20 protein-coding genes and 3 pseudogenes are annotated in these 20252 nt (G+C 37.1%); 14 read left to right on the forward strand and 9 right to left on the reverse strand.

All coding sequences use genetic code 11. The features are described from left to right. Nucleotides 1–11: 11 nt before the first annotated feature. Nucleotides 12–1370 (reverse strand): uracil-xanthine permease family protein, encoded by a 1359-nt coding sequence (locus CDG59_RS01645; RefSeq protein ID WP_087543180.1) that lies wholly within the window; start codon nucleotides 1368–1370, stop codon nucleotides 12–14. A gap of 176 nt (nucleotides 1371–1546) precedes the next feature. Between CDG59_RS01645 and typA the strand changes: the two genes are divergently transcribed. From typA to CDG59_RS01660, 3 genes are all read left to right on the forward strand, one after another. Continuing rightward, nucleotides 1547–3382, forward strand: coding sequence for a translational GTPase TypA (gene typA, locus CDG59_RS01650; RefSeq protein ID WP_004664688.1), 1836 nt, complete (start codon nucleotides 1547–1549; stop codon nucleotides 3380–3382). 244 nt (nucleotides 3383–3626) lie between these two features. Then, nucleotides 3627–4055 (forward strand): large conductance mechanosensitive channel protein MscL, encoded by a 429-nt coding sequence (gene mscL, locus CDG59_RS01655; RefSeq protein WP_005162040.1) that lies wholly within the window; start codon nucleotides 3627–3629, stop codon nucleotides 4053–4055. A gap of 146 nt (nucleotides 4056–4201) precedes the next feature. After that, nucleotides 4202–4540: a gamma-glutamylcyclotransferase family protein gene (locus tag CDG59_RS01660; RefSeq protein WP_087543182.1), complete on the forward strand. Its 339-nt coding sequence runs from the start codon at nucleotides 4202–4204 to the stop codon at nucleotides 4538–4540. A 41-nt stretch (nucleotides 4541–4581) separates the two neighbouring features. Here CDG59_RS01660 and CDG59_RS01665 read toward each other — a convergent pair whose 3' ends face one another. Further along, a complete protein-coding gene (locus CDG59_RS01665) occupies nucleotides 4582–4872 on the reverse strand; it encodes a peptidylprolyl isomerase (RefSeq protein WP_087543184.1) in 291 nt (96 codons plus the stop codon). Nucleotides 4873–4905: 33 nt separating this feature from the next. Then, nucleotides 4906–5727 carry a bifunctional DNA-formamidopyrimidine glycosylase/DNA-(apurinic or apyrimidinic site) lyase gene (mutM, locus tag CDG59_RS01670; protein ID WP_087543185.1) on the reverse strand — a complete coding sequence of 274 codons (822 nt, stop codon included), beginning with the start codon at nucleotides 5725–5727 and terminating at the stop codon, nucleotides 4906–4908. Nucleotides 5728–5978: 251 nt separating this feature from the next. On the opposite strand from mutM, the pseudogene CDG59_RS15410 reads away from it, so the two are divergent. Then, nucleotides 5979–6607: pseudogene (locus CDG59_RS15410) on the forward strand (TonB-dependent receptor plug domain-containing protein); the annotation flags it as partial. A gap of 288 nt (nucleotides 6608–6895) precedes the next feature. On the opposite strand, the gene CDG59_RS01680 reads toward CDG59_RS15410, so the two are convergent. The 4 genes and pseudogenes from CDG59_RS01680 to CDG59_RS01695 all read right to left on the reverse strand — a co-directional run bounded on the left by CDG59_RS01680 (nucleotide 6896) and on the right by CDG59_RS01695 (nucleotide 9846). Next, nucleotides 6896–7699 (reverse strand): tetratricopeptide repeat protein, encoded by an 804-nt coding sequence (locus tag CDG59_RS01680; RefSeq protein ID WP_087543187.1) that lies wholly within the window; start codon nucleotides 7697–7699, stop codon nucleotides 6896–6898. 216 nt (nucleotides 7700–7915) lie between these two features. After that, a complete protein-coding gene (locus CDG59_RS01685) occupies nucleotides 7916–8647 on the reverse strand; it encodes a DsbC family protein (RefSeq protein WP_087543189.1) in 732 nt (243 codons plus the stop codon). 135 nt (nucleotides 8648–8782) lie between these two features. Further along, nucleotides 8783–8971 (reverse strand): annotated as a pseudogene (locus tag CDG59_RS01690) (DsbC family protein); the annotation flags it as partial. A 152-nt stretch (nucleotides 8972–9123) separates the two neighbouring features. Next, nucleotides 9124–9846 (reverse strand): YgfZ/GcvT domain-containing protein, encoded by a 723-nt coding sequence (locus tag CDG59_RS01695; protein ID WP_087535720.1) that lies wholly within the window; start codon nucleotides 9844–9846, stop codon nucleotides 9124–9126. Between the two features lie 185 nt (nucleotides 9847–10031). Here CDG59_RS01695 and CDG59_RS01700 point away from each other — a divergent pair, with 185 nt between their 5' ends. The 5 genes and pseudogenes from CDG59_RS01700 (at nucleotide 10032) to CDG59_RS01720 (ending at nucleotide 12141) form a co-directional block, all read left to right on the forward strand. Continuing rightward, entirely contained in the window at nucleotides 10032–10478 is a 447-nt protein-coding gene (locus CDG59_RS01700) for an SRPBCC family protein (protein ID WP_087543191.1), read from the forward strand. 61 nt (nucleotides 10479–10539) lie between these two features. Continuing rightward, nucleotides 10540–10875, forward strand: a complete 336-nt coding sequence (locus CDG59_RS01705; protein ID WP_087535721.1) for a DUF2004 domain-containing protein — start codon at nucleotides 10540–10542, stop codon at nucleotides 10873–10875. Nucleotides 10876–10905: 30 nt separating this feature from the next. Beyond that, nucleotides 10906–11262 (forward strand): annotated as a pseudogene (locus CDG59_RS01710) (DUF488 domain-containing protein). A 51-nt stretch (nucleotides 11263–11313) separates the two neighbouring features. After that, complete coding sequence (locus CDG59_RS01715) at nucleotides 11314–11658, forward strand: zinc ribbon domain-containing protein YjdM (protein ID WP_087543193.1); 345 nt, start codon at nucleotides 11314–11316, stop codon at nucleotides 11656–11658. Between the two features lie 147 nt (nucleotides 11659–11805). Continuing rightward, on the forward strand, nucleotides 11806–12141 hold the full coding sequence (locus CDG59_RS01720; RefSeq protein WP_087543195.1) for a YegP family protein: 336 nt from the start codon (nucleotides 11806–11808) through the stop codon (nucleotides 12139–12141). Nucleotides 12142–12197: 56 nt separating this feature from the next. Here CDG59_RS01720 and CDG59_RS01725 read toward each other — a convergent pair whose 3' ends face one another. Together CDG59_RS01725 and CDG59_RS01730 are read right to left on the reverse strand one after the other, a co-directional pair. Continuing rightward, a complete protein-coding gene (locus CDG59_RS01725; protein WP_087543197.1) occupies nucleotides 12198–13913 on the reverse strand; it encodes a proline--tRNA ligase in 1716 nt (571 codons plus the stop codon). Between the two features lie 190 nt (nucleotides 13914–14103). Then, entirely contained in the window at nucleotides 14104–14760 is a 657-nt protein-coding gene (locus CDG59_RS01730; RefSeq protein ID WP_087543199.1) for a hypothetical protein, read from the reverse strand. A gap of 280 nt (nucleotides 14761–15040) precedes the next feature. Here CDG59_RS01730 and pilG point away from each other — a divergent pair, with 280 nt between their 5' ends. From pilG to CDG59_RS01755, 5 genes are all read left to right on the forward strand, one after another. Next, complete coding sequence (gene pilG, locus CDG59_RS01735; protein ID WP_004652356.1) at nucleotides 15041–15424, forward strand: twitching motility response regulator PilG; 384 nt, start codon at nucleotides 15041–15043, stop codon at nucleotides 15422–15424. A 19-nt stretch (nucleotides 15425–15443) separates the two neighbouring features. Next, the gene (locus tag CDG59_RS01740; protein ID WP_004664659.1) at nucleotides 15444–15806 is read left to right on the forward strand and encodes a response regulator; all 363 of its coding nucleotides are present in this window, start codon (nucleotides 15444–15446) and stop codon (nucleotides 15804–15806) included. 39 nt (nucleotides 15807–15845) lie between these two features. Next, nucleotides 15846–16382: a chemotaxis protein CheW gene (locus tag CDG59_RS01745; protein WP_004664657.1), complete on the forward strand. Its 537-nt coding sequence runs from the start codon at nucleotides 15846–15848 to the stop codon at nucleotides 16380–16382. A gap of 47 nt (nucleotides 16383–16429) precedes the next feature. Then, nucleotides 16430–18517 (forward strand): methyl-accepting chemotaxis protein, encoded by a 2088-nt coding sequence (locus CDG59_RS01750; protein WP_087543200.1) that lies wholly within the window; start codon nucleotides 16430–16432, stop codon nucleotides 18515–18517. A 156-nt stretch (nucleotides 18518–18673) separates the two neighbouring features. Then, a partial coding sequence (locus CDG59_RS01755; protein ID WP_171294965.1) for an Hpt domain-containing protein occupies nucleotides 18674–20252 on the forward strand: 1579 nt, incomplete at its 3' end.

Consider the following 20252-nt stretch of genomic DNA (forward strand, 5'->3'; position numbering starts at 1 on the left):
TGGTTAAAAGACTATTTTTGAGTTTCAGGTAAAACAATATTTAAAATCAACGCTGCAATACCACCCGTTGCAACACCTGAGCTGAAAATGTTTTTGAATAATTCAGGAAGATGTTCAAGAATTTGTGGAACTTGTGCTACACCTAAACCTAATGCAAGAGAAATCGCAATAATCAGTAAAGCGCGGCGGTTAAGATGAATACTTGAAAGAATATTAATTCCAGATGCAGCCACCGCACCGAACATCACCATTACCGCACCACCTAGCACTGCTTGGGGAACAGCTTGAATCACGGCAGCTACAGCAGGGAAGAGACCTAAAATGATCAATAAGATCGCAATCCAGATCCCGACATAGCGACTTGCCACACCAGTGAGTTGAATCACGCCATTGTTTTGTGCAAACACTGAACTTGGGAAGGTGTTGAAGATACCTGCTAAAAATGAGTTGGCACCATTCACAAGTACACCACCTTTAATGCGTTGCATCCAAATGGGGCCGTCTACAGGTTGGTTTGAGATTTTGCTTGTCGCTGTCACATCGCCAATGGCTTCAAGTGAAGTAACGAGATAGATGAATGCCATTGGAATGAACAAGCTCCAAGAGAAGCTTAGACCAAAATGCATAGGGGTAGAAATCTGAATTAATGGTGCATCTTGCAATACGGAAAAGTTTAAATGACCCATAAAGCCTGCAAGAATGTAACCAATCACCAATGCGATTAAAATTGCTGAACTTTTTACCCAAATAATTTGAACACGATTCAATAAAATAATGACCGCCAGTACTGTACAGGACATGATCAGATTGTCCGTATTGGCAAAAGTATGATCTTGCATGGCCATATAACCGCCTCCCATGCTAATCAGACCTTCTTTAATCAGTGTCAAACCAATTAAGAGAACAACGATACCTGTAACTAAAGGGGTAATTAATTGTTTTACCCAAGGTAGAATCCGTGACACGCCCATTTCAATAAATGAACCTGCAATTACCACACCGAAAATAGCAGCCATCACTTGCTCAACAGGCGTACCTGCAGCAACCATGGCGCTACCAATACCAATAATTGGGCCAATAAAGTTAAAACTTGTCCCTTGAACAATCAATAGTCCTGCACCGAAAGGACCGACCTTTTTACACTGTAAAAAGGTTGCAATTCCTGAGATGATCAGAGACATTGAAAGGATCATATTGGTGTCTTCACGAGATACACCAAGTGCTAAGCAAATTAATAATCCTGGAGTGACAATCGGGACTAAAATTGCTAAAAGATGTTGTAAAGCCGCTAAAAATGCGATGAACGGTTTTGGACGATCATTCAGTCCGTAGACGAGATCAAGTGGCTGTTCGGGTTGAGAATTTGACATGGGAGTATAAGAAAAGCGATAAGCAATAGTGGAATATTCTAATAGAGTTAGGCTACTTTACCAACGATTCTGAAACAGTTCGTCCGAAAAAAAGTTTCATGTCAACAAACTGTCACTACTAAAGTTTAGGATTTTTCTATATAATCTGCCCTCAAATTTTAAGCGTATCGAATTCTATGTCTGATATTAAGAATCTCCGCAATATCGCAATTATTGCGCACGTCGACCACGGTAAAACCACGCTTGTCGATAAATTACTTCAACAATCTGGTGCTTTAGGTGACCGTGCAGGCGAGATTGAGCGTGTCATGGACTCGAATGCGCTTGAAAGTGAACGTGGTATTACTATTCTTGCAAAAAATACGTCAATTACGTGGTTAGATCAACGGACTGACACAACTTACCGCATCAATATCGTAGACACCCCAGGACACGCGGATTTCGGCGGTGAAGTTGAACGTGTAATGTCGATGGTTGACTGTGTATTGCTTCTTGTTGACTCTCAAGAAGGTCCAATGCCACAAACTCGCTTTGTAACGCAAAAAGCGTTCGCGCGTGGTTTGAAGCCAATCGTAATTATCAACAAAGTTGATAAGCCAAGTGCACGCTGCGACTGGGTAATCGATCAAGTATTTGACTTGTTTGATAACTTGGGTGCAACTGATGAACAGTTAGATTTCCCAATCGTTTATGCTTCTGGTTTACGTGGTGTAGCTGGTCCTTCTCCTGAAGAATTAGCGGAAGATATGACACCATTGTTCCAAACTATCGTTGATATCGTTGAACCACCAGCAGTTGATGTTGATGGTCCATTCCAAATGCAGATTTCTTCACTTGACTATAACAGCTTCGTTGGTGTTATCGGTGTTGGTCGTATTCAGCGTGGTGGTGTAAAAACGAATACTCCTGTGACTGTGATTGATAAAGAAGGCAATACACGTAACGGTCGTATCTTAAAAATCATGGGTTACCACGGTTTAGAGCGTATTGATGTTGAAGAAGCATCAGCAGGTGATATTGTTTGTATCACTGGTATTGATGCACTCAATATTTCTGACACAATTTGTGATCAAAAAAATGTAGAAGCTTTGCCACCATTGTCTGTAGATGAACCTACGGTTTCGATGACATTCCAAGTCAACAACTCACCGTTTGCTGGTAAAGAAGGTAAATTTGTAACTTCACGTAATATTCGTGAACGTCTTGATCGTGAATTGATTCACAACGTTGCATTACGCGTTGAAGATACTGATAGTCCAGACCGCTTTAAAGTTTCTGGTCGTGGTGAACTTCACCTTTCAGTATTGATTGAAAATATGCGCCGTGAAGGCTTTGAAATGGGCGTATCACGTCCACAAGTGATCATGAAAGAAGTCGATGGCGAAAGACAAGAGCCATACGAAAACGTAACGTTTGATGTTGAAGAGCAACATCAAGGTTCAGTAATGGAACAAATGGGTCACCGTAAAGGCGAAATGACCAATATGGAAGTTGACGGAAAAGGTCGTATCCGTATTGAAGCAACTGTACCTTCACGTGGTTTAATTGGATTCCGTTCTGAGTTCTTAACCATGACTTCTGGTACAGGGATCATGACATCAAGCTTCTCGCACTACGGTCCTGTTAAGCAAGGTACTGTTGCGAAGCGTCAAAACGGTGTATTGATTTCTATGGTTCAAGGTACTTGCTTGGGCTATGCATTATTCAGCTTACAAGACCGTGGTCGTTTATTCGCTAAACCTCAGTTAGAAGTTTATGAAGGTATGATCGTGGGTATTAACTCACGTTCGGACGATATGGTTGTTAACCCAACTAAAGCAAAACAATTAACCAACGTTCGTGCGTCTGGTACGGATGATGCTTTAACTTTAACGCCTGCAATTGAATATACGCTTGAACAAGCACTTGAATTCATTGAAGATGATGAGTTAGTTGAAGTAACACCAAAATCGATCCGTATTCGTAAACGTTACTTAACTGAAAACGAACGTAAGCGTAACCGTGATAAATAATTTTTCTTCACTGAAAAATGACAAAACCGCTAAATTTATTTAGCGGTTTTTTATTGCATAAATTTCAGGGTAGGGACATGCTTAAACATATATTTTTATTAAAATAAAAAAGTGTTGTTAAAATGTGAAATAGCTTTTTTTTTTGATAAAAATATTAAATTATGAGCATTATGTGGATAGCCGCACCTGTGTAATAAACAATGCAATATGGGTTGCGATTAAGTTCAACTCTGGAGAGTTATAAATGAGTATTATTCAAGAATTTAAAGAATTTGCCATCAAAGGCAATATGATGGATCTTGCCATTGGTGTCATCATTGGTGGTGCATTTGGTAAAATTATTGATTCATTGGTGAAAGATATCATCATGCCACTTATTTCAGTTATTACTGGTGGGGGGGTTGATTTTACACAGAAGTTTATTGTGCTCGGAGATAATCCAAATAATTTACAGTCTTTAGATCAATTAACGAAAGCAGGTGTCAATGTTTTAACCTATGGTAATTTCTTAACCATCTTTATTAATTTCATTATTTTGGCATGGGTTGTGTTTCTTATGGTGAAAGTAATGAATCGTATGCGTAAACAAAAAGAAGCAGCGCCAGCAGCACCAGCGCCTACACCTGAAGATATTCAATTATTACGTGAAATTAGAGACTCTTTGAAAAAATAAGTACTTATTATTTTCATAAAAAACGGCATTTAAAAATGCTGTTTTTTATTGGAAATAGATATTCCATATTTGGAACGCAAGCTTTTACATGGAAAATTGCAAGATTTGACTCTAAAATATTTGCATATTTGAATGGAATAGCAATCATGAACCAACTATTTGTTTATGGCACACTTTGCCCAAACCGAGAAAATGCGCATATTTTGGGTGGAATCGGTGGAGATTGGCAAAAAGCATCGGTACACGGCACAATTCATATTTTAGATTGGGGACCAGACAAAGGTTTACCTGCCTTAGTTTTAGCTGAACAAGATCCATTAATCATGGGATATTTATTCAGCACGGAAAAATTAGAACAAAACTGGCAAATGTTAGATGAGTTTGAAGGATTCCAATATGAGCGAGTTGTTGCTGAGGTTATCTTGGAATCTGGTGAAAAAATAGATGCATGGACTTATGTGATGAAACCGCAAGAATTAAAATAACTGAGAAGAGGAGAGAGCTTAAAATAATTAAGCTCAAACCATTATCTTAAGCCATCCATGCGAAATTTCACTTCAACTAAGTGAAAACCAAATTGGCTTTTGATCGGGCCGTGTAAGATTCGTTCTGCTGCTGTAAAAACTAATTTATCAATAACAGGGACCAATTGCCCCTTTTTCACTTCACCGAGTTCGCCTCCACGTTTAGCTGAGTTGCAAGTAGAGTATTGTTTGGCGATTTTGCTAAAATCGGCACCAGACTGAATTCGTTTTTTTAGCTGTTCGGCTAAGTCTTTATCTTTGACGAGAATATGTCGAACAATTGCGGTTTGCATAAGGTTGTTCTCCTTGATTGCATCTTAAATGGTCTATACTTTGCTTAGTTTCAAAGGTTGGCATTGTGGACAAAATACACTAGCACGTTGACCTAACTTTAAGTTTTCTAATGTAGTTTCACAATTAACACACATTTCACCTGCGCGACCATAAGCTAAAAGTGTCTGCTGAAAGTAACCATTTTCACCCATGGCATTACTATAGTCACGCAAAGTTGATCCACCTAAATCAATTGCTTGTTTTAAGATGCGTTTTACTTCGATGACTAACTTTTCCACTTGTGCTTTGCTCAGCGTCGAAGCAGGTTGCGCAGGATGAACCCCAATGTTGAATAAACTTTCAGTTGCATAAATATTGCCCACACCAACCACTATATGGTTATCCATTAAAGCAATTTTAATGCCGACATTTTTTTTAGCTAATTTTTCATGCAAATATGTTGGATTAAAATTTTCAGTTAATGGTTCTGGCCCTAGCGTATCAATCAATTTACTTTGATTAGTTTCATCTAACCATAGAATACACCCAAAGCGCCGTGGGTCATGGTAGCGGAGTTGCTGATCTTCAAATTCGATCACAAGATGGTCATGCTTTTTTAATTCATCACTGGATTGACATAGGCGAAAGCTTCCTGACATACCTAAGTGCCAAAGCATTTGATCTTGTTCAAATTCAGCCAAAATATATTTGGAACGACGTTTGAGTTGAATTAAACGTTGACCAATTAATTTTTCAAGATCATCAGGGATTGGCCAGCGCAAACTAGGATTGTGTACTCTTACAGCTTGTACACGTTGCTCTAAAAGCGGCAGTAAACTGGTTTTTGTGGTTTCAACTTCAGGAAGTTCGGGCATAGTGAGCTCAAGTTGTTTCAACAACAATACAATGAGGGTAAATGTTCAACTTACAATTATGACGATATTTAATTTGATTGGCTAATCATCATTAAAATTGATTTTTGGTTTTTTAGCTAAGGTTAAAGATCTAATCTAATTATAAAATAATGAAATACTTACTTTAAAAAGCTTGCCCTTAAATTCTGTGAAACAAGGAATTTTCATACCTTTAGTAAAATTTTTTTTTATATGGTTGTGTTGCAATAAGCATGGGTTTGAATGGTTCTTTTGCTTGGGCTGCTGAATCAGAAGTCGATCGGCCCATACAACTTCCGACAATAAAGGTCGGAGCAACTCGTACTGACACAGCTTATATTGAAACACCAGCATCAATCTTTAGGGTAGATATGCCTAAAAACGATCAGAGCTTAGAAGTTGATTTAACTGAGCTTGTGAAGGGGATACCGAGTGTTCAACTGCGCAATCGAGAGAATTATGCCCAAGATTTGCAACTTTCTATGCGTGGTTTTGGTGCACATCCCACATTTGAAGTTCGTGGAATTCTTTTATATAGCGATGCTATTCCTGCCACAATGCCAGATTGACAAAGGCAAACCTCAAATATTGATTTAAGGAATTTAAGTCATCTTGAAGTATTAACAGGTCCATTTTCTTCGTTATATGGAAATTCTTCAGGAGGTACGATTTTAGTAAAAACAAAGGAAGGACAGGGTAAAGATTCGATAGAAATGAGTTGTGCGGGCGGTAGTCATCACAAAAATCATGCTGGTTTAGTTTTCAATACGGTTTAAAAAATCAAAATGAACCAAGTTATATGATTAACTCATCCTATTGTGATACAGATGGTTATCGCGATTATAGCAGTACAGAAAGTATCAAACCAATTCTGAAAAGAATACATGTTTACTTTTTAATGACAACTTAAACAATTGCATCGGCTTATACAGGATACATATTTTGCTATACGGATTGGAGTTTAAATGGATTTACCCCTATAGATAATTTATTTAATAAACAATATATCGGTTCAGTGATTGTGAATGAAGGAAATAATCGTTTCTTTGAACCTGCAGATGGGCGCAATTGGAGTGCAGGGATTAAGTTAAGCAAACAATTTTAAATAAAAAGCAGCACTCTTTAGAGGGGGAGTGCTGCTGAATTGATTTTAGTTCTTTGTTTTTACTGAAGCTGCTTTTTTTGCAGCAATTGCTTCTTCAACTTTAGCCAATGATTCCTTCGCATTTGGATAGTTAGCTGCTGCTAAGCGAGTAAAAATATTTTTTGCCTGCTCTAAATCTTGGTCAACAATACCTCCATTTGCTAACATATTACCGAGAACCATTAAAGATGGTGCATAACCTTTTTTAGCTAAATCTTTAAGGCTATCAATCGCCTGTGCTTGCATAATAGGATTTTTATTTTTAACACCAACACTCAAATCGTAGATTGTTTTGAGATGTTTTGCTGGATAATAATCTTTCCGTAGCAATGGTAATAGTTTCTGAACAGCAATCTGATCGTATTCAGGTTTACCTTGCTCAAATAAAATTTTTGCAGTTTCAACAATGGCTTCATTAGAGCCTTGTTTAGAAGCTTTATCTAAATATTCTTTGTATTTTTGATTATTCTTAGTGATGCCCAAATCACCTTTATGATAAGCCTGTGCTAATGTATAACTGGCTTGAGCAAAGCCTTTATTTGAAGCATCTTGATAATACTGTGCAGCTTTCTTTTCATCCTTTACTGTGCCTTGACCAACTTGAGTCATATAACCTAGGTTATAAATTGCTTGGGCATTCCCTGTATCAGCGAGACGCTGCATTTCTTGAAACGCGGCAGGGTAGTTTTTTGCTTCGTATAGTTTAGTTGCTTGAGCAAATGTATCTGGTTTTGCAGTTACTTTACTATCAGCCGCAAATGTTGAATGACTTGTAGCAAGAATTAAGCTGGCAATCAGCAACTTTTTCATTTTATTTATTCCTTTCACAGATATCTGCTTTAATCCATTACATGGCAGTTTTGAATGCCTTCATCATAAAAGTTTGCTGTGAAATGTAAATATGGATTTTGTATAAATCTTGCTTAATTAATTTATTTTAATTTTTATATTATTTAATATAAATCAGAATCTTATATTGTAAGTGGTGGCTTGCCAGTCAACTGAAAAGCCACGCCTAATTAGATACTATTTTTTAGTTTGTGCTTCTAATAGAAGTTGTTCAATTTGTTGGGCATTTTGTGGTAAGCCCGCGACTCTAGTGCCATTTTCAAGGAAGATTGTAGGTGTCCCACTAATTTCTAGATTTTGTCCTAAAGCAATATTTTTCTGTACAGGTGTTTCACATGTACCTGAATTTTGGGCTAACTTACGATGTAGCATGTAATCTTCCCAAGCCTCATATTGGTTTTTGGCACACCAAATTTTATTTGCTGCAGTTTCAGCTTGTGGATGCAATTTCTTAAGTGGGAATAAAAAAATGTAGACCGTTACATTGTTGATTGAGGTCATATATTGTTCAAGTTTTTGACAATATGGGCAATCGGGATCGGTAAAGACATACAAAGTACGTTCGCCTTTACCTTTGATGTGCTTAATGGCTTGTTTGAGAGGAAGTTGTTTTACATCAATTTTACTCAGTTCAGAAATACGATCTTCTGTTAGGTTTTTCTGATTTTTTACATCGAGTAAATTGCCAAAAAAAAGATATTTAGCACTTTCATCTGTATAGATAATCTTACCAGACACATAGACTTCATAAATTCCACTTAGTGGAGATGGGGTGACTGAAGTAACGGGAATATCTGGATAATTTTGTTTAAAGTTTTGTTCTAAGGTTCTGCTATCAGCATGTACTATTTGTAAGCTTAATAGACTCAGTGATAAGGCTGATAGCCAAGTTTTGATGGTTATTTTCATTTGAGAGAGATATTGTTGAGAATAGGTGAACAATAACCTTCATTTCGATTCTCGACAAGAATGATCATTAAACTTTATTTCAAATAAGGCTGCATTGCCAATTGCATTAATTCAATCAGTTCGGGATCCATCTCTATATCGACCAGAAGCATCTATCCATATAGAGCCTCTGATGTTTGAAAGAGTATAAAGATCTGGAATAGGTGTTTTATCTATAAATTCTGGTTTTAATTCATTAGGAAGGCTTTGGATTCTTTGATTAACTTTTTCTGTGTTAGCAAAACTAGATTGCATATTAAATAAAGCGGTAGCCATCGTAATCATAAAAAGTAATGTAGACTTGAGTACAGCTAATTCCGATAAATTGAATAAAATAAAAAAGTATTTGTTTTAAATAAGAGTATATGCTTAATTTTAATTAAAGGATCTTATTTATAATTAAAAAGCCCTAGTAAAAGGGCTTTTGTTTAAAATGATTATTGTGGTCGTGCTACATCACCATTTAATACTTCTGGTAAATCCAAAACCTTTACACCAAGTTCTTCTAAAGCAACTGGTTTTGCAATTACAAGTGCGATATAGCCATCTTCACATGCAGCACTATTCACAACCTCAACATCTTTACTTAGCTGGCTAGCAGGAGAAGGCACAGTATCTTTGCCTTGGATTAAATGTAACCAATGTTTTGGTTTTGCTTTAAACCATAGACGTGCCACAATTTCCTGACCTAAATAACAACCTTTGTCAAAATGTACACCATCACGTTGATGCAAACGTAGTTCTTGTGGTTGAAACAAATGTTCTGTACTTTGACTAATCCATGCTTGACCTGACTGAATCGCTTGAATTTGCCAAGCATCGATGTCTGTCTCCACTGAAGAAAACTCAGTTTGGATGCCATTTAATGAAGGAAAAACAGATCCTATTTCTTCTAATTTCATTTTTGAAAAAGCACCAAACTTTTTAATATGTTTGGAAAACTCTTCGGCTTGATCTTGGGTGGTTACAAGTTCAAAACTTTCTGGATTTAATCTTTTAATCCATAACCCAAAATGAATACGTCCTTTTAAGTCACAAATAGCGGTATAGCGATTTTCATTTTCAGGGAGACGTTCTACATGAACAGTCACTTGACCCTGTAGAAATTTTTGCGCATCTACACCATTCAAGCTAAAAGCAGTAAAAGCAAGCTGACTCATAGATTAATCCCAAAACTGCGTTCTTATCACTAAATATGGAGTGCTATTTTGCGCCATTTTTTACAAAAAAGCAGCTTTAGATTCTAGATATTCGGGTTCAATTGAGCGATTGAAGGAATAGTATTTCATGACTAAATCGGTATGATAGAGGCACGAATTAAAAATAACTTAGCCTGAGAATAATAATGAGTGGAACAGTACAACTACATCGTGTATTTAATGCACCACCAGTTCGTGTTTTTAAAGCCTTTCTCGATCCAGATGCCTTGGTAAAGTGGATGCCACCTCATGGTTTTACTGCCAAAATCCATCACTTAGACCCACAAGAGGGTGGAACATACAAAATGTCATTTACTAACTTTTCAACTGGACAAATTCATTCATTTGGAGGAACGTATATTGAAATTATCCCGAATGAATTATTACGCTATACCGATAAGTTTGATGATCCTAATTTACTAGGTGAAATTCAGGTCACAATAAAATTAAGATCAGTGGTAGTAGGAACCGAAATGCATATTACTAAAGAGGGAATACCTGATGTTATTCCTGTTGAAGCGTGTTATTTAGGTTGGCAGGAATCTCTGTATTTATTGGGATTGCTGATTCAAGCTGAAATTCCAAATGAATAACAACTCCTTAGCTTAATTCAAACTAGCTAAATTTTTAATATTTAATCATATTGGGGAATATATGTCTGAACAAATTCTTGAACACAGAGAACAATTGGCTCGTGTTGCCATGCGCGAAGCTTTAGAAAATCAACAAGCAGAAGATAGTGTGGAGTTATTTATTCAACATCATCTTGAAGAAGTTGAACCTGAATATTGGGAAAAATATTTTGACACATCAAAACCTAATTTATTACAAATTTTAGAGTTACTGGTATTAGATTCACGTTGGGATGAGGGGGATCTGGAAAGTTATGAAATTTTAGATTTCACCTTACCAGATGAGATCACAAATTACGTTATCTGCGTTAGTTTTGATTCAAAAGGGCAAGTTGTTAATATTTCAATGGAAAGCTGAAAAATTTGTGAGATGTGGGGGGAGGCTGATGTGAGAATTGAAATTAAACGTATTTATTGATCCTGTTGAGCCGACGGATGGACAGCGTGTACTCGTAGATCGGTTATGGCCAAGGGGAATATCGAAATAGCAGGCACATTTAGATTTATGGCTTAAAGATATTGCACCCTCAACTGAATTGAGAAAAGCGTTTTGTCATAAGGTTGAACATTGGCTGAGTTTTCAGGAAGGGTATTATAAAGAGCTTAAAGAAAACCCTTATGTAAATCAGCTTAAAGACATGGTACAGTAACAGCAAGTAACGCTCATTTACGCAGCTAAAGATATTAAGCTTAATCATGCCCTAGTACTTAAAATTATTTAATTGGACAAGCGATTCAAGCTTAAATTTTGAAAAAATGCGTCTATCGATCATAATAGTGCTTTTGAGATGTTTTTATGTCTTTTCCACACTGCCCAAAATGCCAATCAGAATATACTTACCAAGATGGCGACTTATTGATTTGCCCTGAATGTTCACATGAATGGAAAGAAGGGGAGGTATCTGCTTCAGAACAACAAGAGATTATTAAAGATGCCAACGGTAATATTTTAGTTGATGGTGATAGCGTCACTGTCATAAAGGATTTAAAAATCAAAGGTTCATCATCTGTAGTTAAAGTCGGGACGAAAGTGAAAAGTATTCGTTTATTAATCGATGCGAATGATGGACATAATATTGATTGTAAAATCGATGGGATTGGTGCAATGAAATTGAAATCTGAATTTGTAAAAAAGATCTAATCCAAATCATTTAAGGGGGCATGTCAGTGCCCCTTTGCTATTCAAAAACTTACCAAAAGTGAACAATAAATCATTTTCTATTGGTATAAAAAATAATCTATAAATAAAGCTATAACAATCAAAACAACTCAAATAAAAGAGGTATTTATGGCAGGATGGTTTGAGGTAAATCAAGCAAGTGATGGTCAATATCGTTTTATACTTAAGGCTGGGAATGGTGAAGCTATTTTGAATAGTGAACTTTACAAAACCAAAGCATCTGCTTTAAATGGGATTGCATCCGTTCAAAAAAATAGTTCAGATGAAGCACGCTATGAAAGACTAACTTCAAAAAATGATAAAGCTTATTTTAATTTAAAGGCGGCTAATCATCAGGTGATTGGTACAAGTCAGCTTTATGCAACTGAGCAATCTCGTGATAAAGGAATAGAATCTGTTAAAAATAATGGTTCTTCAGAAACAATCAAAGATCTGACAGCTTAAGTTTCAATAAAAAAGCCGTTTATTATTAAACGGCTTTTTTATTGCTAGGATGAAGATTAGCCTATAAGTTTAGCTAAGAGTTCTTCTTTACCTAAATTGCTAGCTTCAAGATCGCGACGACCTTTGTACTCAAAAGTTCCTGCATCAAGACCTTTCTCACCAATAACAATACGATGAGGAATACCCATTAATTCAAGATCAGAGAATTTCACACCAGGGCGTTCATTACGATCATCAAGCAATACATCATAGCCTTGAGCTTGTAATTCAGCATAAAGCGCTTCAGCTGCTTCAAGGGTACGAGGTGATTTATGCGCATTCATTGGCACAATCGCAATGTCGAATGGAGCAATCGCTTGAGGCCAAATAATTCCTTTGTCATCAAAGTTTTGTTCAATTGCTGCTGCAACCACACGTGTTACACCTATTCCATAGCATCCCATTGTAACAGTGAATGGTTTGCCATCTTCACCGAGTACTTTACACCCTAAAGCTTCTGAGTATTTTGTACCGAGTTGGAAGATATGACCGACTTCAATGCCACGTTTGATTTGAAGTGTACCTTTACCATCTGGAGAAGGGTCGCCTTCAACAACATTACGTAAATCATAAACTTCGGTGAATTTTGCATCACGCTCCCAGTTCACACCTGTCGCATGTTTATCGACTTCATTTGCACCCGCAATAAAGTCAGATAATACGGATGCAGCACGATCCACAATCACGGTTAAGCCTTTTTCAACTAAACCTTGTGGACCGCAGAAACCTGCTGTTAAACCATGTTGTTCTAATTGTGCTTCAGTTGCAAATGCCAAAGGTGCAGCAATTAAAGGATGCTTTTCAGCTTTAATATCATTCAATTCGTGGTCGCCACGTAAAAATAGAGCAACAACGGGTGTATTGCCATTTTCATCTGTTTGACCTTGTACAAGTAAAGCTTTTACAGATTGTTTTGCATCACTGTTTAAAAATTGGCAAACATCGGCAATTGTTTTCTGATTTGGTGTATCGACTAAGGTCATTGTTTGAGCTGGCGCAGCACGCTCACCGACTAACAATGCTTCTGCCATTTCAACGTTAGCGGCGTAATCAGATTCAGTAGAAAATGCGATATCATCTTCGCCACTTGCAGCAAGTACATGGAATTCATGTGATGCAGAGCCACCGATAGAACCTGTGTCTGCCTGTACTGGACGGAAATCGAGACCTAGACGTGTAAAAATACGGTTATAGGTGTCATACATGACATCATAGGTTTCTTGTAGCGATGCTTGAGTTGCATGGAAAGAATAAGCATCTTTCATAATAAATTCACGAGATCGCATCACACCGAAACGTGGACGAATTTCATCACGGAATTTAGTTTGGATTTGATAGAAATTTACTGGTAATTGCTTATAACTTTTCAGCTCATTACGTGCCAAATCTGTAATGACCTCTTCATGAGTAGGACCAAGCACGAATGGATTATCATGACGATCTTTGAAACGAAGTAATTCTGGACCGTATTGTTCAAAACGACCAGATTCTTCCCAAAGCGCAGCAGGTTGAGTGACAGGCATAAATACTTCTAATGCGCCTGAACGGTTCATTTCTTCGCGAACAATCGCATCTACTTTCTTTAAAACACGTGTTCCCATGGGCAACCAAGAGTATAAACCAGAAGCTAATTTACGAATCATCCCCGCACGTAACATGAGCTGGTGCGAAATGACTTCAGCATCATTTGGGGTTTCTCTTAACGTTGCAAATAAAAAGCGGCTTGCGCGCATGGAAACTGTCCTAAAGTTAAGTGTTATTTAGAAATACTCAAACGAGCAAAATTATCTACTCGGTTTTAAGCAATTGGCATTATGACATGAATCATTGAATTTCGTGTAATCTAAAGCAAGCTGAATGAATTAAAACTATGAAAAGTTAGAATTAATATTTTTGAGAGACCATGCCAGAAAAATTCTAAGTCTATTGTGTTTCTTGTTCAATATTTTTTAAACGGTTAATAATATCAGCATAATCTGTTTCAGTTTTATGATATGCATTACGTAAACTTTCTACTGTTCTTTTTACATTTTCAATATTCTTGGCATTATTGTCTAAATTATTTTTGAGTTGAGCGGGGGGCGTTTCTCCCTTACGATGATATTCCATCTCTTGTCGCTTAAATCCAATTTTGTCTTGTTGAAGCTGTTGTAATTGTTGTTGTTGATAATTAAGTTGCTTTTTTAAACTAGCCAAAATTTGATCTCTTTTTGTTGCCGCTATTTTTGTATTTCCATAAGCACGCTTTAATCTCATATCTTGTTCGCGTTGACGTGCAATAGATTCGCGACGAGAAGATTGTTGTACATCTACGGTTGCGTTATAAGCACGGTTGCGTTTGATCACTTGCATATTACGATCAAGTGCTTCATAACCATAACGAATATGTTCGGGCGTAACTGATGTACTCACATTAGCAACACCATTTTTATCATAATAACGATACCATACAGCTCTGGGTTGCTCTGTGGCTGCAAAACTTGAACTGCAAAAAATCAATAAAAAAAACGCGCAAATGTAATTACGAGCAATCGTTGTAAAGTGGCTAATGCCGAAACCGCACTTTAACGAACTAGTCATTACATTCCCCGGAAAAAGTTAACTAAATCACTTATTTTTAAATAATAATCAGTTGTATATTAGTAGCTATTTAGATAATTAAAAATAGTGAGTATACAAAAAATTTAGGAATTTGATGAAAAGTGTGAGCAATTTGTTATTGTTGTTGAAAACTGATAGGTTGGTTCAAAAAACTTCATTGATAATGCAAGTAAAGATATGTTAAAAATATCAACTGATGTGTATAAAACAAATTAAACCAACCATAATTTGTATTGAGTGAATGGGGCAGGACAATTAAATGGAAGATAAATTTCAAAATTTGAAAGTAATGGTGATTGATGATTCAAAAACGATTCGTCGTACGGCTGAAACGCTTTTACAACGAGAAGGTTGTGAGGTGATCACCGCTGTTGATGGTTTTGAAGCATTATCAAAAATTGCAGAAGCAAATCCTGATATCGTTTTCGTTGATATCATGATGCCACGCCTGGACGGTTATCAGACCTGTGCATTGATTAAGAACTCTTTAAACTACCAAAATATTCCAGTGATTATGTTGTCAAGCAAAGACGGTTTGTTTGATCAGGCTAAAGGGCGTGTTGTGGGTTCGGATGAATATTTAACTAAGCCATTTAGTAAAGATGAGCTGTTAAATGCGATTCGTAATCACGTTAGCGCATAAAATTTAAATTGAGGAAAAAATGGCTCGTATACTTATTGTAGATGATTCACCTACTGAAACATTTCGCTTTAGAGAAATTTTGACTAAACACGGTTATGAAGTTTTAGAAGCAACCAATGGCGCTGACGGTGTCACAATGGCGCAAGCAGAACTACCAGATCTCGTATTAATGGATGTGGTAATGCCAGGAATGAATGGTTTCCAAGCGACACGCCAAATTAGCAAAGGTAAAGACACGCAGCATATTCCTGTTGTGATCGTAAGTACCAAAGATCAGGCAACAGATCGTGTTTGGGGTAAGCGTCAAGGTGCTTGTGATTATTTGACCAAGCCGATTGATGAGCAACAGCTCATTGATGTGATTAAACAATTATTAAGTTAATTCGTACGAGCCTTTTCATTACTCAATACGGGATAGGGTATGGCAGCAAATGGATTTATCGAATTGCTTCGCTTATCCAAGCGAGGCAACAAACAATATGCTTCAACTCAAAATGAAGTCAGCCGTTGGTCTGGTATCGCATTTGAGATGTTAGGGCAATATTTCGTTGCACCATTAGGGGAGATTTCGGAGGTGATTTATCCTCCAAAATATACTCCTGTTCCTAATACTCAGGCATGGGTACGTGGTTTGGCAAATATTCGTGGTCGATTGCTTTCAGTTTCTGATTTAACACATTTTATTTCAGGACAACGGAGTCAGTTTTCACCAACACAAAAAGTAATATGCATTAGCCATCAAGACCATTATGTGGGTTTGGTTGTCGACCAAGTTCTTGGGATTCAGCACTTTAATAAAAAGAGTTTCTTTTCACAAAGTGCTGATCTAGATAATAAATTGAAAGATTATTGTCAGGGATACTTCCATCAACATAATCAGCAATGGCATGTGTTTTTACTGAGTCGGTTGTTGCAAAATCCTCAATATATGAATGCATCAATAAAATTTATAAACTAATTTGATACGCTACGGAAAATAAACGCGTATTCAGGGGAGAAGCTGACATGGGCTTTAAACTTAAAAAGAAAAATGGTAGTAGTGGTGATAGTACTGGTCTTAAGAGTGGTGGTGCATTTTTAGAGAATGCTCGAACGCAAATTGATCAGTTTTCTCGCTTATTTGGTGAAACTGAAAAGTCGAAACCAATTCTATACCGTGCGATTGGTGCTTTAGCTCTTGCAGTTATCCTCTTAATTTATTTATTCGTGAGTGTTCCTCGTCATAACCAGTTAACTCGTAGTTTGGGTGAGTTACGCTTGTTATCTCAGATGATTTCTCGTCAGGCAACTGAGGCAACGGCATCTGGTACACCTGAAGCAATGAAAAGTTTAGTTGAATCTAAAAAGCGTTTTGCTGAGAATTTAGAGACGGTTGAAAGTGTATATGGTACTGGTTCAGAAGAGTATAAAAAAGCAAATGAACTTTGGACGAGTGTTTCTAAGAACATTGAGTTAATTGCTTCACAACAAAAAGTCATCAATCAATTATACGATACAAATATCTCGATCAGTGAAACGATTCCTGAAATTCAGGCTGAATATAACTTGATGGTTGATCAGATGGTTCGTGAAAATATGCCAAGTAGTCAGGTAATTATCACGAAAAACCAGGTGTTCATTGCAGAACGTATTTTGCGTTCAATTAACTCAGTATTGGTCGGAACAGACAACTCAAATGTGTCTGCGAATGACTTTGGTGCGGATATTGATACCTTTGGTGTTTATTTAAATGCACAATTAAATGGTAGTACAGAACTTGGCGTAGATCGTATTGCATCTCCTGATTTACGTGAGTCTGTAGATAGTATTAAATCTGATTATGATGCAGTATTGAAATCAGCTGCAGCAACAGTATTACAAAACGCAAACCAAATTGTTCGCGTACGCCAAGCATCTTCGCAAATCTTTTCTCAATCTGATGCCTTATTAAGGTCATTAAACGATTTATCTAACAAAGCAGAGGGTGGTTGGGGTAACGTTATTGCGGGTGTTGTATTAATTGGTGCGTTAGGTCTATTAATTTTCTCTGCACTACAATTGCTTGCTTTACGTAGTAATACAGATAAAGAGCGTGTAACTCGTCTACAAGATGAATATGACCGTAACCAAAATGCAATTTTACGTTTACTAGATGAAATTGCCGACTTAGCAGATGGTGATTTACGTTCATATGCAACAGTATCAGAAGATTTTACTGGTGCGATTGCCGATTCGATTAACTTCGCAATCGATCAATTACGTGACCTTGTATCTCGAATCACTGAAACATCTCAAGAAGTTGCTCGTTATACTCAAGATACTCAAGATATTACCAACCAATTAGCAGAAGCTTCTGAACATCAGGCGCAAGAAATTGCAGGTGCATCAGCAGCGATGAACGAAATGGCATTGTCGATTGACCAAGTATCTTCGAATGCATCCGAGTCTGCTGAAGTAGCACAACGATCTGTACAAATTGCATCGAATGGGGCAGAAGTTGTAAACCGCTCGATCGAAGGTATGGATCACATTCGTGAACAAATTCAAGAAACTTCAAAGCGTATTAAACGTTTGGGTGAATCATCTCAAGAGATTGGTAACATCGTATCCCTAATTAACGATATTGCCGACCAAACCAACATCTTGGCATTAAACGCAGCGATTCAAGCGTCTATGGCTGGTGAAGCAGGTCGTGGTTTCGCAGTCGTAGCCGACGAAGTACAACGTCTTGCAGAACGTTCTGCATCAGCAACGAAACAGATTGAAAGCTTAGTAAAAACCATTCAAACAGATACAAACGAAGCCGTTATTTCAATGGAACAAACGACGTCAGAAGTTGTTCGTGGTGCGAACTTGGCAAAAGATGCGGGTATTGCACTTGATGAGATTCAAACGGTATCTGGTGATTTGGCTAAATTAATTGCGAGCATTTCTGATGCAGCAAAACTTCAGTCTGCATCAGCAAGTCACATTGCAACAACGATGAATGTTGTACAAGAAATTACGTCACAAACGACGACAGCAACGTTTGATACAGCTCGTTCGGTTTCTGAATTGGCAAATATGGCTGAATCATTACGTGAATCTGTAACTGACTTTAAGCTACCTGAATAAGCAGCAAAGGGGAGGCAGAGCATATCTGTCCTTTCCCTTTTTTGAAGAGATGTAGAATATCTCTACAAGATGATGACTAACATGGAGCTACATCTTGTGTGATAGATACACGTAATTTTTAGCCACAATTAGTGGATAAAAACGAAAGAAGCCGCTATGAAAGAAATATTAAAAACGTTAGTTGAAACGATGACGCTTCCTGAAGATAGTTATCTTGAGCAAGATGCAGAAATTCTTGAAATTTTTATTGAAGAATTAGATGAAATCTTTGTTGAATTAGAGCCATTAATCGGTCAATGGATTGAACAGCCAAATCAACAAGATGTGCTCACAGATATTCGTCGACATTTCCATACCTTAAAAGGTTCTGGAAGGATGGTTGGTGCCAAATCTTCAGGTGAATTGGCGTGGACGGTTGAAGATACTTTAAATCGAGTACTTGCAGGGACAGTATTGTTGAATTCAGATATTCAACATTATGTAAAAGCGGTTTTTAATATCTACCGCTTTAAACTTGTACATGATTTTAAATTGGTTCAAAAACATCAGATAGATTTAAAACCTTTGGTTTTATTAGGTCAGCAACTACAGCAGCAACTTAGTATAGAACCAGCGCTAGCTGAGTTATTACAATTATCGAATATGCTGAATGATAACGCTGAAACTGGTCTCGAATTGATATCCGTAAATGTGGATACTGTCGTAGAAGAGAAGACTGTTGATGTCGTAGATTCAGAATCTGTATTTATAGGTCATCCACTAGATGATGAAGCGTTAATCAAAGAAACATTATCGATTTTCTTGGAAGAAGCAGAAGATCATTTGACCACGATCGATCAATTTTTACTAAATGATCGTCCGACAAATGATAATTATAATACGCTAATTCGAGCGCTTCATACTCTACGTGGCAGTTCTGCTATGGCGCATGTTGAGCATGTGTTTGAAGCAAGTTCGAAAGTTGAGAATTTATTCAAAACATTATTGCAAGAAGAGCTTGACTCAAGTTCTGATGAAACGGCACTTTTGACACACTATGCACAGTTTGTTCGTGACTATTTGCACACGTTGAAACACCAAGGTTCGCAACAGAAATTTGAAGAAATTTATAATACTTTCAATGTTGCATGGGATAGTTACGATTTCCAATTAGAAGAAAAACAAGGCGAATCTTTACGTCCACAAGGTTTAGTTTCACAATTACTAGAATTGAATATCAATGATCTTCTTGACGTTGAGTTTGATTTTGAGAAGCGTGCACGTACTGCATTTCCTCAATATATTCAACTGTTAAGTCAGCAAACTGAAACTTTATTAGAACATACCCATCATCATGCGACGATTGGTATGTATCAATATACAAGTTTGTTACGTTCTAGTTATCAAGATCTGTTATTTAAGCCAGATTTACTGAATCTTGATTATGCTTTTGAGCTGTATTATCAGGTACATCAACAGTTCATTCAATTGTTTGATACCTTGGCTGCAGGGCAGCGTGTAACTTTGACAAAGGCACATGAACTTATATTAAATGAATTGAGTTCATTTACACAGCAAAATATTGAGTTCTTGCAAGCGCCTGTAACTGAGCAAAAAGCAGGTTTGGTTGAAGCATCTATTGCTGAATTTGAGCCGTCTAGTAATAAAGTTGATGTGAGTGATTTAGCTGCACAATTCGCTTTAGATAAACAAAGCTTGCAATCAAGTGATTCAAATCGTGACTTTGATCCAGACT

Origin of the sequence: Acinetobacter sp. WCHA29 (assembly GCF_002165335.1) — a bacterium.
Taxonomy (GTDB): domain Bacteria; phylum Pseudomonadota; class Gammaproteobacteria; order Pseudomonadales; family Moraxellaceae; genus Acinetobacter.